General features: G+C 31.0%; 14 protein-coding genes and 1 tRNA gene. 10 read left to right on the forward strand and 5 right to left on the reverse strand.

What is annotated here, in order from left to right:
* The first annotated feature begins 3 nt into the window (after positions 1 to 3).
* Positions 4 to 306 carry a DUF5379 domain-containing protein gene (locus K8N75_RS09095; RefSeq protein WP_223791746.1) on the forward strand — a complete coding sequence of 101 codons (303 nt, stop codon included), beginning with the start codon at positions 4 to 6 and terminating at the stop codon, positions 304 to 306.
* Positions 307 to 389: 83 nt separating this feature from the next.
* On the opposite strand, the gene K8N75_RS09100 is transcribed toward K8N75_RS09095, so the two are convergent.
* Entirely contained in the window at positions 390 to 2,213 is a 1,824-nt protein-coding gene (locus tag K8N75_RS09100) for a DUF2070 family protein (RefSeq protein WP_223791747.1), read from the reverse strand.
* Positions 2,214 to 2,578: 365 nt separating this feature from the next.
* Here K8N75_RS09100 and K8N75_RS09105 point away from each other — a divergent pair, with 365 nt between their 5' ends.
* The 6 genes from K8N75_RS09105 to K8N75_RS09130 all read left to right on the forward strand — a co-directional run bounded on the left by K8N75_RS09105 (position 2,579) and on the right by K8N75_RS09130 (position 6,660).
* Positions 2,579 to 2,809 (forward strand): hypothetical protein, encoded by a 231-nt coding sequence (locus K8N75_RS09105; protein ID WP_223791748.1) that lies wholly within the window; start codon positions 2,579 to 2,581, stop codon positions 2,807 to 2,809.
* A 101-nt stretch (positions 2,810 to 2,910) separates the two neighbouring features.
* The gene (locus K8N75_RS09110; RefSeq protein ID WP_223791749.1) at positions 2,911 to 3,303 is read left to right on the forward strand and encodes a hypothetical protein; all 393 of its coding nucleotides are present in this window, start codon (positions 2,911 to 2,913) and stop codon (positions 3,301 to 3,303) included.
* Positions 3,304 to 3,551: 248 nt separating this feature from the next.
* The gene (locus K8N75_RS09115; RefSeq protein ID WP_223791750.1) at positions 3,552 to 4,097 is read left to right on the forward strand and encodes a FumA C-terminus/TtdB family hydratase beta subunit; all 546 of its coding nucleotides are present in this window, start codon (positions 3,552 to 3,554) and stop codon (positions 4,095 to 4,097) included.
* On the forward strand, positions 4,066 to 4,881 hold the full coding sequence (locus K8N75_RS09120; protein WP_223791751.1) for a DUF6282 family protein: 816 nt from the start codon (positions 4,066 to 4,068) through the stop codon (positions 4,879 to 4,881). Before K8N75_RS09115 ends, K8N75_RS09120 begins: the two co-directional genes overlap by 32 nt.
* Before the next feature lie 259 nt (positions 4,882 to 5,140).
* The gene (locus tag K8N75_RS14220; RefSeq protein WP_223791752.1) at positions 5,141 to 6,001 is read left to right on the forward strand and encodes a methanogen output domain 1-containing protein; all 861 of its coding nucleotides are present in this window, start codon (positions 5,141 to 5,143) and stop codon (positions 5,999 to 6,001) included.
* Between the two features lie 182 nt (positions 6,002 to 6,183).
* Entirely contained in the window at positions 6,184 to 6,660 is a 477-nt protein-coding gene (locus K8N75_RS09130) for a tetratricopeptide repeat protein (protein WP_223791753.1), read from the forward strand.
* A gap of 504 nt (positions 6,661 to 7,164) precedes the next feature.
* On the opposite strand, the gene K8N75_RS09135 is transcribed toward K8N75_RS09130, so the two are convergent.
* The 4 genes from K8N75_RS09135 to K8N75_RS09150 form a co-directional block, all read right to left on the reverse strand.
* Positions 7,165 to 7,236: transfer RNA gene (locus K8N75_RS09135), tRNA-Gln, on the reverse strand.
* Between the two features lie 421 nt (positions 7,237 to 7,657).
* Positions 7,658 to 9,031 carry a cation diffusion facilitator family transporter gene (locus K8N75_RS09140; RefSeq protein ID WP_223791754.1) on the reverse strand — a complete coding sequence of 458 codons (1,374 nt, stop codon included), beginning with the start codon at positions 9,029 to 9,031 and terminating at the stop codon, positions 7,658 to 7,660.
* Between the two features lie 187 nt (positions 9,032 to 9,218).
* Positions 9,219 to 10,763: an MFS transporter gene (locus K8N75_RS09145; protein WP_223791755.1), complete on the reverse strand. Its 1,545-nt coding sequence runs from the start codon at positions 10,761 to 10,763 to the stop codon at positions 9,219 to 9,221.
* A 561-nt stretch (positions 10,764 to 11,324) separates the two neighbouring features.
* A complete protein-coding gene (locus tag K8N75_RS09150) occupies positions 11,325 to 12,713 on the reverse strand; it encodes a sensor histidine kinase (protein ID WP_223791756.1) in 1,389 nt (462 codons plus the stop codon).
* Between the two features lie 153 nt (positions 12,714 to 12,866).
* On the opposite strand from K8N75_RS09150, the gene K8N75_RS09155 reads away from it, so the two are divergent.
* The 3 genes from K8N75_RS09155 to K8N75_RS09165 all read left to right on the forward strand — a co-directional run bounded on the left by K8N75_RS09155 (position 12,867) and on the right by K8N75_RS09165 (position 16,732).
* A complete protein-coding gene (locus tag K8N75_RS09155; RefSeq protein WP_223791757.1) occupies positions 12,867 to 13,076 on the forward strand; it encodes a hypothetical protein in 210 nt (69 codons plus the stop codon).
* 979 nt (positions 13,077 to 14,055) lie between these two features.
* Positions 14,056 to 15,201, forward strand: coding sequence for an alcohol dehydrogenase-like regulatory protein ErcA (gene ercA, locus K8N75_RS09160; protein ID WP_223791758.1), 1,146 nt, complete (start codon positions 14,056 to 14,058; stop codon positions 15,199 to 15,201).
* A complete protein-coding gene (locus K8N75_RS09165; RefSeq protein WP_223791759.1) occupies positions 15,191 to 16,732 on the forward strand; it encodes a PAS domain S-box protein in 1,542 nt (513 codons plus the stop codon). Before ercA ends, K8N75_RS09165 begins: the two co-directional genes overlap by 11 nt.
* Positions 16,733 to 16,769: the final 37 nt, after the last annotated feature.

Genomic DNA, 16,769 nt, shown 5'->3' on the forward strand with positions numbered 1-16,769 from the left:
ATTATGGATGTAGATGCTAAAGTAACGATCATACATGTAATTGGAGGAATAATAGCGGCTTTTTTATCGTTTGCATTAACAACTGGATTAATAAGTGGAATTAACAATGAGGCCATTGCAATATTAATAGCCCTTGTGATTCTTTACATATCCGGACAGGTTTCCGAGAGAATATTTGGTAAAGAAGCTGTTGGTGGATTTAAAGGATGGCTTTGGAGTGGAATTGTACCGTTTCTATTCATATGGATAGTATTATGGATTCTACTTTTTAACATCAACCCTGTGCCGCCAATTACTGGGATATAAATTTTCCCATTTTTTCCTGTTTTTTTTAAATAAATTATTCTTAATTTCTTTCATTTTTTAATATGAATAAACTGAACTGATTATTAGAGCGCCCAGTAAAATATCCATATAAAAGCAGATAAAAATGCGATTATAAATATGAGCGGTGCAAATATTTTGCTTACAGCTACTATGGAACTTATAGTTGTTACAAGTTCTGTTGCATGTGTTGGTCCAAGAGTTTTTAAATCTTTTATCCTCGAAACATCACAAGCAACTGTAACATCTTCAAGGTCTTTCATTGCATCTTCTGTAGATTTTATTATATGCTCAAGTATCAAATCTTGTTTTTTAGTTCCAACAGGATTGTGACCGCCTGAAAGAGCATTTACAAAGTGTGTGTCAGATGTGAGAATTTCAGCTTCATCAAGACCAATATCCTTTAAATGTTTCAGAATTCTTTCCCTAAATCCAATTATCATATTGTTGGAATCAAGCAGGATATAACCTGTTTTCTGATTATCAACTTCCAATACCATTACTTTAACTCCACTTTCTCCCACACCTTCGTCTTTGCTCACATCATCCATTGGGTCATATGCACATCCAACTTTGATATTATTTTGCTTTTCAGGTGATTGGAGTTTTTCCACAGCATCCATAAGCTCAAAAACTTCTTTGTTACCTGGTAGTATCCTGCCACCATCACCTTTAAATGCGTTATGACATTCTACTAATATCACATTTTTTGCCCCTGTTTTTGCTTTAGCAAGGTTTATTAGTGCAAGACCAACACCAAAGTCCATATCATCAAATCCTTCAGGAGCCATGGTAGCAAGTAGTACCAAATTGTTATCAAAGTATTGGGCACCTATTTTTGCATTTCCGCTTTGAACCCTTGAGAATTTACCTGCTTTATTAGAATATTCCAAAGATTCTAAAGTGTCTCTGACTACTTTTTCTATCTTAGATATTTCCTTTGATGATACGGGGTTGAAATCGTGTGTAGAAGGGCCGTGAGATACCATTGTAAATGGTTCAAATTTATTTGCTAGTTGCGTGGGCATGTTGCCTCCGCCTATGTTTCCTATTGGTCCGGGATGCACACTTGGACTTAAAAAGAGTGCTTTCAATCCATTTTTACCTTTGAAGGCCATTATCCCGATTATAGTATCTATAGGTTCTCCCATATCTTCAAAAAGTCCTTCAAGAGAATTTGAACCTTCTGTAACATGGGCTAAAAATAGGCTTAAGAGTTCCAAACCTCCAACTCCCAGATTTCTTTTCATTGGGGATTCTATTATCACAACAAATGAATATATGGCAACCACAAGAATTAAGGAAGCGATAACAATTTTTATCAGTAATGCAAGTATACTGAAGTATCCAATATTCGTTGTGATGCTGGTTAATGATACAATTACAATTACCATACTTAATATTAGCGCAGGTTGGGCTGCTGCAGCTGGTAATGATTTAAAAAAGTTGATATTGGATGTTCCCCATAATACTAGGATTCTTATTGCAAATATAATAACACATCCATAGACAAGGGCGTCGATGGTATAACTGTAAATTGTAAATGATGAGATTAGACTTCCAATAAAGTAAACAAAACCAACTATCAACATAGATAGAAGTGAAAGAAACATGGATTGTTTCATCTTCATATGTCTACCTTCAAGGGTGTTGATCATAGGTTGGGTTACAGCACCACTCATTATGGATGTTAAACCAAATATAAGAAATCCTGCAGCGCCTCCATATATAATACTATATAAAAGTGAATAATTGGTACTTGGTTCCAATGCAGAGACAATTGCACCTAAAACAAAACTTAAAAAGACCATACTTGCAACTGAAAAGGTTGAGCCGGGAAGGGTAACAATGTATTTGCTTAAACCCATTATTCTGTCAGAACTTGCCATAATTTACCTCGATAGTAGTTAAAATTATTTATTAATGGTTATATTAAATTTATATATAATATTTGTATCTTTAATTTTTTTTATTGATTATGAAGTTGAATATCATTATGTTAGTACTTCTATAGTTATATACATCATTTATTTACTGTTAAAAGATTATTATTCTTACTCCCTACATTACTAAAAATGAGAATCTAAATTTGTATATGTTTTTATTTTCTAGATTCATAAGTTTTAATTATCCAAATAATTTGGTTTTACACTTGCACTTTATGACCAATATTTTGTGAATAATATCACATAATCATAAATTTTTATTTTAAAAATTTATTTGATATTAAGATCATAGTATTATTGGTGATTTAATGAGCTGGGCTGTTAAATTGAAAGTTACAACTTCCGATTGTGAAAAAATTTATGAAATTGGAGAAAATAAGGTTGTTTCAATACACATAAATTCTGAAGAGGAAATTATTGAAATTACAAAAGATGTATCTGATTTTAATATTATAATAATTCCATTCAATACACTAATTTATTTTAAATATAAATCAGAAAAACCCGAGGGTACAGCAATGGGGGTAACAAATCTTTAATTATTATATGTTGAAATGTTTGTGATAATTTTCACAAAAAATCTAAAATTTACATAAATTATATCTGCTATGAATATAGATTACTATTGGTGGACCAATAAATGTTAAAATTTGATGAATATGAAATAAAAGTAAATAAACCCTTTGCAACCGATATGGTAATTAAATTTGTAGATAATGGAGTTAACAGAGAACAATATCGATTTATAAGTAACCGATTACACAATCAAAACTTATATCTTGATAATGAATACTCCATGACTTCTGAAATAGAATATAATGAATCACTACAAACATTATCAATAGAAGTCACAATAATCATTCCTAATCGAATTATGCCTAAAGATGCTGACAAAACCAAGGAAATATTTATAATCCATATAAACAGGTTTCAAAAATTCTATGAAAGAATAAATCAATCTTTAAACTATAGAAAAACAAAAAAATTGAATATAAACCGTTTTAACAGCCAAAATAACGGTTCACAAATGTAATTTTATCCAAATTTAAATAATCATATATTCTATTGTACCCATTAGGACAAATTTTAAAGATCAGAGATAATTCTTGAAGTTTTATACAAATTCTTTTTTTTAAATTAGTCAAGTATATCCTATTTGTTCTCATATATGTTCTTATCAATATATTTCAAGAATTTTAGGTTTTTTCTAAGATAAGATGTAAATAACTGAAATTTCCAAAATATTCAACAATATACTTAGGATTGATAAAAGGTGAATCTATGAATGTGAAACTTGAAACCCCAATTTCATCAGAGGAAACAGCAAATTTAAGGATTGGAGATATTGTTTACATCTCAGGAACCATTTATACTGCAAGAGACAGTGCTCATAAAAGAATGGTTGAAAAAGGATCTCCAATTGATATTAAAGATTCTATTATTTTTCATGCAGGTCCCATAATAAAAAAAACAGATGATAAATACGATATGATTGCTGTTGGCCCTACAACAAGCACTAGGATGAATCCATATGAACATAAAATCTTAGACATGGGTGCAGGGCTTATTGTTGGAAAGGGTGGTATGGATGAAGAGACTTCAAAGGCTCTGGTTAGAAATAAAAAAGCTTACCTATCAGCAGTTGGTGGATGTGCAGCACTATATGTTAAATCAGTGGTGAAGGTTAACAGTGTTCACTGGCTTGATCTTGGTGTTCCTGAAGCAGTTTGGGAACTGGAAGTCAAAGAATTTGGACCATTAATTGTTACAATGGATTCAACAGGGGGAAACCTCTATGACGAAGTTAAAAAACGAGTATCAAATTAAGGAATTTTCTGATGAAGACTATCCACTGAAGAACCTTTCAGATACACATATTCATACAAGTCCAGATATTAAACCCAGATTACAAACAGATATTGAAGCTGTTTTGAGTGCTAAAAATGAGAAAATGCATTCAATAGTTTTAAAATCTCATCTAGAACCAACATCAGGTAGGGCAATAATTGCTTCTGAAGTGGCTAGCTTTCCAGTTTTTGGGGGTGTGGTACTCAATAATAGTGTTGGAGGATTAAATCCCGCAGCTGTCAAAGCTTCCGCTGAAATTGGAGGTAGATTTGTTTGGTTTCCAACAGTTTCATATCCAACCATGGAAATGGATTGGGTTAAGATTGAAGAGATATTGCATGTAGTTGCTGAAAATAACATGGTTATTGGAACGGGACATATGAAACCATCAGATATATTTAGTTTGATAGATATGGCTAAGACCCTTGGAATTTGGAAAATAATTGTTAATCATCCATTAACTGGAGTAGTTGGTGCAACTATAGATGAACAAGTGGAAATGGCTAGTTATGCTTATTTAGAACACTGTTTTGTTGCTTGTATGGAGATGCACGATAACCTCGATCCAATGATAATTGGAGATTCAATAAAAGAAATTGGTGCAAAGAGATGTTTAATGGCTACAGATTTTGGTCAAATCCATAACACTCTTCCTGTTAATGGTTTGAAGATGTTTATTAATACCATGTTTGAATATGATATTTCAATGAATGAGATTAAATTAATGTGTGGTATAAATCCCAAGAAACTTATACTGGGCTAACTTATACTGGGTTAAATATAGTTTCAAGTTAGATTTTAGTAATTCAATGAATAAAATAGATATTTACAATTTCTAAATCAATTTCAATGTTAAACATATAATCTTATAAATATTGATTAATTTTTGTTTAATATAATTTGTAAAACATAATCACTAGATTTTGTAATAGTTATTAATAATTAATTGGAGATGAAATTTTCCAGAAGATTATATAAACAATTTAAGTTAGACATATAGTTAAGTATAACATGTAGAGGAGGTGTTTCTAGTTCCTGAAGAAAAAATTCTAGTAATTGAAGATGAGAATATTACTGCCCTTGAAATACAGACTAAGCTTGAAGGCTGGGGTTACGAAGTAGTAGGACTCGCAGGATCTGGAGAAGAAGCCATTCAGATATCAAATGAAAAAGGTACAGATCTTATTCTGGCAGATATCGTGTTAAGAGGAGATATGGATGGAATAGATGCTGTGGAACGTATTTCACAACGTTTTGATGTACCTGTTATATACCTGACTGCACATGCAGATGGAGATACTTTTGAAAGGGCCAAATTGACTAGACCCTCAGGTTATGTTATAAAACCTTTTGATGATACAGAACTTAAATACAGTATAGAAATAGCTCTTTTAAGAAGAGATTATCAATACAAAACCAAAGAATTTGAAGAAAAAGAACGCATGAGTACTGTAAAAGACTTCATGTTAAGTTCTACACCTGCACTCACATCTCAGATACGAATAGAAGATACAGCAAGTTTTTTACAAGAATTTGCCAAGTTTTTTGAGGATAATATGAAGGTAAAATTTAAGAGAGAACTTAAAGTTCAACATGATTTTATTGATGATCCTGAATATTTAAGAAAAGTTCAATCTGAATATATTGCATGGATGGCTCATATGTTTTCAAACTTAGGCTACAGTGTAGAAACAAGCGCAGATGAATTTAGAGTTGTCGAATGCTTGTGGGGTCCAAAGATAAAGGATAATAAAATATACTGCCTAATGTGTAAGGCAATGGCAGAACTCGCACTAAAATGGGCAAGTATAGATGGAAAAATTGCACATAGCTATCTTTTAGGTCCTAATCCTCCTAGATGTAAATTTTCAATTGAATATTAATAATTTTATTCTTATTTTATAATTAAATAATTTTTAACAAGAACTAATTTAAATTAAAATTTATTATACCCTAAATTAGGAAAAAAAAAGTTTCCGTGAATATTAATGCAGAAATTCAAATGATATGAATTATAAATAAATCTCAGGTTTATTAATAAACTGAAGTTTAGGAGAATATTTTCATGCCCAAACATCCTGGAGAATGGAATAACGAAGGAATTGCCTTTTTTGAGAATGGCCAGTATAATGAAGCAATAAAATGCTATGATAAAACATTGGAAATTGATCCAAATTTTGTTCAAGCTCTTAACAACAAGGGAAATGTTTTAAGAATACTTAAAAAATATACAGAAGCTTTAGATGTATTTAATAAAGCTATTTCTAAGGATGAGAATAATACAGAACTCTTGGTTAATTTGGGGGCGGTATATTATGATATGGAAGATTATTCTTCTGCAATTGAATGTTATAACAAAGCACTAACCATAAATCCGGAAAATACCAATGCTCTTACTAACAAAGGAGCAGCATTTGCTAACTCTGGAGACCTAGAAGCGGGCATGAAATGCTTTAATGAAGCTTTAAAAATTAATCCTTTAGATGTTAATGCAAGAATAAATAGGGATAAGCTCCGAGATTTTTTAGTTGGTAGAAATTAATAGTTCCTTTCAATCCCACATGCCATTTGAATATTGTTTAGAATAATAAAGAAAAGTATCTGATATCCATATCTATACCAAAATTGCCATTCTTCATTGATAACAACATTCTTTTAATATTGTTGAATTATTTCTATTAATTTAGTTTTTTAAATTTGAATTTTTACTTTCAAATTTTTTTCCAAATTTTATTGATGAGTAGTAAATTCAATATGATTCAAAATAATAATTTTTTGATTCATTTTCTTATTTCCTATTTGCATTAGTTTTTTTTGAATCAAAATGTAATCCAATTAAGATATTATTTTATAATAACTTTGTAATATTAAAGAATTATTAATTGTTTTTATATCTCAAATATTTACAAATGTTAAAAATGTACCTATATTGATAAGTTGGTCTAGGGGTCTTGAACAAGATAGGGATAAAATGAATTTTTAGGGAATACAACAAAAAAAACTAAAATTATTGATCACTGATACTGGTGTTCAGTGATGTAATCAGTAGTCCCTGGCGGAGTCGAACCGCCGTCGAAAGATCCAGAGTCTCACAGGATTGCCACTACCCCAAGGGACTAAAATGTATACTGCTTCAGCTTGTAAAATTCAAGATAAAAAGCACAGTTTCAAGATTTGATTTCATAGTATATAACGATTTGGGCTAAGAATTTGTGCTCGACACAAGGATAGTTGTTTTATTAATATTTAGCAAGGCCTATATTACTATCCCAAGAATATAATTAAAAAAAATAGGAAATAACACTTTTTTAATTGAAAGAAAAAATTTTCATTTTTGATTTAAATTTTTCTCCATATTTTACCAGGATAAACTTAATTTGATTTTATGCTTTTAGTGGAATATTTTTAAATCCTTGCGAATAAGTTGAAATTATTACTAATTTAGATCACATCTAAAAAAATAAATCATCCAAAAAAAAAGAATATTAAATTATTATCTCAATTGTTTGATACCAAAAAATAATCAAGTAATTATTATTTTAGATATCCTCCTTCTCATCTCGTGCCATAGCCAATAGTAGGGCATCAGAACGACGCACATCATAGTTATTGAAGCTATTTATGAAATTTTTGAGATGTTCCTCACCCTTTTCGGTTAGAAGGTACTCTTCAATTTCTTCAATTAAAAGTTCTTCTTCTATTAATGGTTTTATGAGATTTTTAAATTTACTATCAAAATCATATGGTTCTGAACCAGTAGCTTTGAGCTCACTAAGTACAGGGATATAGTTGTCGGGATGGAAAGTACTATGGAGTGAAGAAATTATTTCTTTGCGTGTTCTTTGCTGGTCTTCCCATAAAAGGTATAGTATCCAGTTTCGGAATGCTATTAATCTGTTTTCTTCCCAACATTCTTGTAATGGAAGTTTGTACTCTTTAGAGTAATCTTCTTCTCCGCCTCTCTCAGCAAATATAGCTTCTCGAAGTAAACTTACAGCATCTCTAAATATACCTGCCCCTACGAATAATCCGATTAGAGCATCAACAAAGAAAACACCATAAATTGCGAAAATAGCACCTATAATAACCGATGAACCAATGAAAATATGATTTTTACTATCAACAGATTGTGATATTAAAGTTAAACTATTGGTGACTTTCCCAACGAAACGTTGGTAATAAAAAAGGAAAAACGCAGATAATATAGCCACTCCTTCAACAGCTATAACTAGATATGGCATAGTTATGGGTTCTGCATGTCCTCCAAATGTCGCTAATAAATGGGTGATGGAATCAAATAATACTGTAATGGCCGCAATAAATAATCCTGCTACAACTAGAAGTGTGCTTAATTTTTCTCGATGATATTTAATTCCCAGCCAAACCAAGATAGCTTCGACAGTATCCATGGTGGCATCACTTCCATCGGCAATTAAACCCATACTACCGCTTATTAAACCACCACCAAGTTTAAGAAACGCAAGGAATGCATCTAAAAATGTAGTATTCATGGCTGTGGTGGAAGGTTTTAATTCCTTATCTACCATAGCCGCCTCTTTTTTTATCTTTTCTCCAAATATTTTAGCTTGACTCAATCCTTCCTTGGTTAATTCATATTTATCATCTTTATTTAGATTAATCCAACCTTTTTTGATTAATTTATCCATTTCAATTTCAGCACCATGATTAGACTTATCATTTCTAACTTCTTCCAGTTCTGAGCGTAAACGAGTAGCTTTGAAAAATAATCTTTCCATAAGTGGCTGGCCTTTTCCAGGTAACTGCTGGTACCAGATCAAAGATAAAAATAACATGGATTTTTCCCATAATTCCTCCAAACTGAGTGGGCCTTCCTTTAGAATGGCCATCATCAAAAATTTATCATACCCTAAGATAGGTTTTTCTTTTTCCATTAATATTTCTCCATTAATAAATATTATATCTAGATCAATCAGCTAACGATAATTTATTGAAAATATTGTCAATATGAGTGGAATCTTATTTATTACTCATTAGTATTTAGTCTAAATGATAAGTATTTAAATATACGTCCGGTGGTATACAATGGGAGTGTGAAGGATCAGTAAAATATCTTTTAACTTAACGCCACTTTCGTTTAACTGGTCTTATAAATAATGAAATTAAGAAACTAACTAAGAATAATATTGAAACAAAGTCAAATACAGTTTTCATTGCATTTCTAACTGTTCTATTAACAATTGTATATAATGTAGAATTTTTACTCCCTGTCAAAACATCATGGGTAGTATTGATTTTTTCTTCATAAATTGTAAATTTTTGATTGATTTCATTTTTGGAAAATTGATTGGGATAGGTCTGATCAAATGCATTATACAGTCCATTAATGGTTGCGAGGATTAAAACTACCCCAATAATTGCAGTTCCCATAGATGTACCTAGACTAGAACTTGTTGACATAATACCAGATGCATCAGAATGTTCACTTGAACTTACAGACGATAATATTATATTAGCTGTTAATGGTAGTGCTAAACCCAAACCCATTCCTAAAACCAATGTACCCGGGATAATGTTGCTTATTTCTGTATTTAAATTGAATTGATAACTAAGGAAAAGTGTGCTGACCAGCGCTACAAAAAATCCTATTGAAATCAAATAGTGTGGTTCTATTCGATTTGCTATCCTAGATGAGGCTATTGAGAATATCAAAACCCCAAGAGTTAATGGTAAAATAGCAAGACCTGTTATAAATGCACTGAAACCAGTTTCTTGCTGGAAAAAGATAGGTAAAACAAAAACAGCCCCTGCAAGAGCTAAATTCAGTACCATCCTAGAAAGTGTTCCTAGAGTGAAGTTTCTATTTTTAAACAATTTAATATCAATAATGGGTATTTTATCCTTTTTTAATACATTTTTTTCCTTGAAATAGAATATTATCAGTAATAATATTCCCGAACCTATCATAAACGGAGATATTATTAAGTTATTTACAGAATTAAGACTTAAAATACCAAGAACAAATAAAAAAATCCCTAATGAAGAGAGTAGTGCACCTAGTTTGTCTAGATCTGAAAGTTTCATAGTAGGAGGGAAATATTTCAATTTCTTCGAGAATGTTAATATAATCAATATAATTATTAGTTCAATCCCAAAACCCCATCTCCAACTGAAGAAGGTTGCTAAAAATCCCCCTATGAGAGGGCCGAATCCTGCTCCTAAAGTTGCAAAGGAGGTCCTTATTCCCATTGCAAAAGCACTGTCATCTCCACTATATGTACCAATTATGATGGATGCAGTGGCAGGTGTCATTAATGCAGCCCCTATACCTTCTAAAACAGACCATCCTATTAATAACATCGTTGCATTAATGCTTAATGCAGCTATAGCAGTACCAATTCCAAAAATGATCGCACCCAATATGAAAACATTTTTTTTACCAACTATATCTTGCATTTTACTTCCTAAAAGCATTAAAGAAGCCATAGTAAGTGCATAAACAGTAATAATTATCTGTAGAAATGGTACAGTGGTGTTTAAATCAACAACCAAATTTGATATGGCCACGTTCATAAATGTATTATCAAGTGTAATTATAAATGAGGATAAAGAAACAATTATTACAGCTGACCAACCGATTTTAGAAGTATTTAAAATATTTTCCAAAAAAAATTCTCCTGATTATAATAATTGAGTATATTTATGTGACATTAAATCTAAAAAGATTTTAGTTTTTGTGTTTATGTTTAAATAAAACAACATTATGCTAAAATTTTTCAATCAAGAATAATTGAGATACTAAATGATGGAATATTTAAATTTACGGAAAAGTCGAAACATGTCTATGCTCGAACTGGACGATTACCTGTTTTGCTTCTGGTAATGGGGGATGTAACATAGAAATGTTGGAATCAGCCAAATTCAGATTGTTCATAACCATGATGATGATAAACGTGAATATACATATACACCGGGTGCAGAATGGATATTTGCATTAGCTAGAGAAAACTATTATCAATTGTCAGTATTAAACATGAATTGAAAAAAATTTTTAAATAACTTAAAAAACGAAATTAACAATAATACTACTTAAACTTTAAGGTTTCTTATCTCTCAAAGATTAATTAATCTAGATTTGGATATACAGAAAATTTAAACTGTTATAGGTGAACCTAAAAGATAATCTTGATGAATATTTATCAGACTGTTAATGGTTATTATTAAAACCTATAATCTTTTTTTATATTTTAATTCTTTGAATGTGATTTTAAATTCGGTCCCTTTATCAGTATTCAGTTTTAAATCCCCGTCTAATTGTTTTACAAGACTTTGTACTAGTTTAAGTCCGAGTGTTTCGGGATTTTCTAGATTTATGTCTTTTGGTAGTCCTATTCCATCATCGGCTATTGTGATTTCCATTTTTTCTGTTAGGGATTTGAGTTGGATGGTTATGGTTCCTTTGTTTTGAGGGAAGGCGTATTTGATTGTGTTAGTGATTAATTCGTTGATGATGAGTCCTAGTGGTATGGCTGTGTCAATGTTGAGATGTATATCTTCAATTTCCATTTGGACTTTGATAAGTCCTATTTTTATTCCGTAAGTGTATAATATATCGTATACTAGTTTTTCAAGGTATTGTTTGAAGTTGATATCGTTGAAATTGGGTGATTGGTATAGTTTTTCGTGTACTATTGCCATGCTCTTTACTCGAGTCTCGCTTTCTTTCAGAATATCTGCTATTTTTTTGTCGTCTATACTATCTGCTTGGAGGTGGAGTAAGCTCGCGATTATTTGGAGATTGTTTTTGACTCGATGATTAATTTCTCGTAGAAGAACTTCTTTTTCATTTAAAGAGTTTTTTATTTCTATTTCCGCTTTTTTTCTTTCGGTGATGTCTGTGAATGTGATTACTGCTCCAATAATTTCATTATCTTTAATTTGGGGATAACTCCAGTATTCAGCACTGAAACTTGTCCCATCAGTCCTCATAAACTTCTCATCTTCCATATATACACGTTTCCCCGTTTTAAAGCTCATGTATGGGGTTCCTTGTTGATGTGGGCGATGGATCAGGTCATGTATGTTGTTACCGATTAATTCATCAGGATTGTTATATCCTAAAAGTTTAACTGCAGATGCATTGCAAAATGTACAAATACCTTCTAGGTCTATTCCAAAAATTCCTTCTGCTGTTGAATCAAGTATTAAACGTAGATTGTATTCACTTTCTTTTAATTCTTTTTCTATTTGATTTTTGTATAATGCAAGTTCGATGGTATGTTTGAGTTCATTACGATCATAGGGTTTAATCATATATCCATAGGGTTCTGTGAGTTTGGCTCTTTCAATTATACTCTCTTCAGAATGAGCAGTTAAATAAATAACAGGTATATTAAGCTTTTTAATCTTATAAGCAACATCAATACCATCACTATGTCCTTTAAGAACCACATCTATCAAAATAAGATCTGGCATTATTTCTAAAGCTTTTTCTACAGCATCTTCACCACTGGAAGCGATATATGGGACCTCAAAACCAAAAAATTCTAATGTACGCTTAATATCCATGGCTTCTATACTTTCATCTTCTACAAGTAAAATCTGTTTCTTTGCCATATTGTATAACCAAAATTATTTTATGTTATTATTCCTATTAGTTTTTTTCTTACATTTTTAATCTTTATAATGAATTAAGTAGAACATAACTCTCTATTTTTTTTTAAAAAATTTATTTATCATGTAAATTAGATTATTATAAGGTGATTATAAATGACATGGGCTCTTAAATTGAAAGTTTCGACATTAAGTTGTAAAAAAGTTTATGAAACTGGAAAAGATGGTGTAAAAGCAATTAACGTGAATAATATAGATAGAATAATTGAAATTACACAAGATACCTCTAAATTTGACCAGATTGTAATACCATTCGACACAATGACTTATTTTAAATATGAAACAGACAAACATAGCCTAATCTAAGAGATATTATACTACTTTCTTAACTTTTTATTAAGCTCAATTCAAGAATTTATTTATATATAAGTTAGTTCTGTATACTAGAATAATTGAACTTCTTTCATAGCGATGTTTCACCATCATGGGGTTATTGTATCTGTTTATACTATTTTTTAGTAGAAAAAAGTTTAAAATAAGAATTACAGTAGTTATACATAATTCTTACTACTATACTACTTAAACTTTAGCATTACTTCGCCATAAGGCCGATTTTATTCCAAGATTTTGATATTCAGAAATATAAAAGACTAAAAATAGATTTAAACAGTGTCATCAGCATAACTATTCAACAGTTAATGGTCTAAAGTGGGAGCTTACACATTTGAAAGATATATTTTATTAAATCAAATAATAGTGAGAGGTTTATTTAATTATTGTCCAATACAAATAATTAAGTCTATCAATGACAAATATACCCAATTTATTTCATTTAATAATTTAGGACTTTAAAAGCTCAACATGATATCAGTATTATTTGGGATCCCAAATCGATGAATCTTTTCTGATGGAGTATTATAGAAAAAGAAGATGATTCTTGCAGTTAAGTATGCAGGCAAAATACTATTTCAAAGTCAATAGTTTATAATTTTTGGTTATTAATCGGACAGTATTTAAAATTAAACTATTATTTTTCTTTTACAATTGAAATTCCTTGAAAATGAGGGAGTACAATATATCATATTCGGCACTCTTTTACTCTAAACTCTCAATACTATTACATTGATATTAATCCAAAACTTTTCTATTTATAGTCCCTCCAATTATTCAAAATAATCCTAATAATGATATTATTTTATATGATCATGAGCTTATCAAATATTATAGAATTAATTATTTGATAATTATTTCAATGGGATTTATATTTTTATTTGGAATAATTTTTGTTATTATGTTCAAGAATCTCTATTTAATTTTATATTTGATTCATTTGGGGTTGATTTGATTGGATAATGAATTTGAACTTAGAAAGTTTGTTGCACCCGAATTTGTGTTTGGTTCCGGTGCTAGATTTTTGTTGGGAAGGTATTTAAAGAATTTCGAGGCAAAAAAAGTTCTTTTAGTAACAGATCAGGGGATAGTTTCATCAGGGTGGCTTGATGAGATTATTGGAGCTTTAGAATCTGAGGATTATGAATATGAAACATATTCCAATATTAAATCAAATCCCCGAACAGAAGAGGTTATGGAAGGGGCCCGAGTTTACGAGAGTAAAAGATGTGATGTGATAGTGGCTCTTGGTGGCGGCAGTCCAATGGACTGTGCAAAGGGTATAGGAATCGTAACTTCAAATAAAAAACATATAAATGAATTCGAAGGTGTAGATAAAGTTAGTATGCCATCGCCTCCCTTAATATGTATACCAACCACTGCAGGTAGTTCTGCTGATGTATCCCAATTTGCGATAATATCAGACAGAGTGAGAAAAGTTAAAATGGCAATTATCAGTAAGAAACTTGTTCCAGATGTTGCATTAATTGATCCAGTTACTACTACAACCTTAAATCGGTACATGACTGTTTGTACGGCATTTGATATATTAAGTCATGCTATGGAGGCTTATGTTTCTAATGCAAGTTCACCTATTACAGATATCCATTCTATTGAAGCAATAAACCTTTTTTCATCTAATATAATACCCTGCATCAATGATCTTGATAATATACAATTCCGGAGTAATTTAATGCTTGCAAGTCTTCATGCAGGTTTGGCATTTTCAAATGCGAGTCTTGGCCTGGTTCATGCAATGGCCCATAGCCTAGGTGGTCTTAAAGATTTACCTCATGGAGAGTGTAATGCCCTTCTTTTAGAACATGTTGTGGATTTCAACTTCTCCTCTGAACCAGAAAGATACCTTAAAATTGCTAAAACCCTTGGAATTAATGATTTAAATGATAAATACGGTCTTATAAATGGTATAGTAAATCTTAAAATTGAAACTGGAGTGAATCGTACACTTAAAGAGATAGGTGTTGATGAGGAGGATATTCCAGAGCTCGCACAAAGGGCAATGCAAGATCCATGTATAGTAACAAATCCAGTAATGCCTAAAATAAGTGATGTGGAGGAAATATTTAAAAATGCCTTATGAAACTGATGATTGGGATTCGTTACGTGATAAGATTATAGGTCTTGGTGAATCTTCCATACAAAAGAGTTATTATCCTGAGTTACAGAAGAGATTGGGTGAACTTGAAAGATTTCGTTCTTTGCTAGATCAGAGTAATGATCCAATTTTCCTTCTGGAAATTTCATCAGGACGTTTTACTGATGTTACTAAATCTGCATCTGAGCAATTAGGATACCCCAATGAAAAAATGCTTGAGATGACCTTAAAAGACCTGGTGAATAATGATGAAATGATGAGAATTCAGCTAATTTTAAATGAAATGGTTGAAAACAAGGAATCAACTGGTAAAAAAACCTTTTCTTCGGTTTTCAATACTGTTGACAGTCAAAAAATTCCTGTTGAGATAAGTGCAAGTGTTGTTAATTTCAGCGATGTTCTTTATATTGTTATGGTAGTAAGAGACATTACCGAACGTGAAAAGGCAGAAAAGGCTTTTGAAGAATCAGAACAGCGTTTAACGGATATTATAGATTTTTTACCCGATGCAACTTTTGCAATCGATCAAGATGGAAAAGTTATAGCTTGGAACAGAGCCATTGAAGAGATGACCGGCACCAAAAAAAAAGACATCATTGGTAAAGGAGATTATGCCTATTCTGTACCTTGGTATAATGAACATCGCCCTGTTCTAATTGATCTTATAGGAAATAATGATTCAGAGTATATTTCAAAGTATAAATACGTCAAAAAAGATGGCAAAACAATTTATGCAGAAGTCTTTGTACCTTCAGTATACAATGGTCGAGGTGCTTATCTATGGGTAACAGCATCACCACTTTTAGATAGTAAAGGGCAACAATATGGTGCTATTGAGTCTGTAAGAGATATATCTGACCGTAAAAATGCAGAAGATAAAATTAAAAAATCGTTAGATGAAAAAGAAACTCTTCTTCGAGAGATCCATCATAGGGTCAAAAATAATATGCAGATTATTTCTAGTTTATTGAACTTGCAAATACAATATGAGAACTTAGATGAGACAGTAGGAGTTTTAAAAGAGAGCCAAGGTCGGGTGAAAAGCATGGCAATAATCCATGAAAAACTCTATCAATCTTCAAGTCTTAACTACATCAATTTCAAAGAATACATAGAGAAACTTATTTTGGATATATTCTTTTCTTATGGACTCACAACAAGCGCCATTGAATCTGTATTAAATATTGAAGATATTCATTTAAACATCGACACTGCCATACCACTAGGACTCATCATCAACGAATTAGTAACTAATAGTGTCAAATATGCATTTCCCAAATGTAAAGGAAAAATAACCTTAAAACTCGTCTCAAACAAAGATTTAATAGAACTCGTTATCACTGATAATGGAATAGGAATACCAGAAGACGTCGATATAGAAAATTCAAAAACTCTTGGCCTGCAACTAGTACAAAATCTTGTTAACCAATTAGAAGGAAAATTTGAATTGGATGTGAATCATGGAACAGAATTCAAAATTACATTTAAAGAATTAAAATATAAAGAAAGGATATAGAATAATGTGATATCCAACAAATGATCATTATATAATG

It is taken from the genome of Methanobacterium spitsbergense (assembly GCF_019931065.1).
Classification (GTDB): Archaea; Methanobacteriota; Methanobacteria; order Methanobacteriales; family Methanobacteriaceae; genus Methanobacterium_B; species Methanobacterium_B spitsbergense.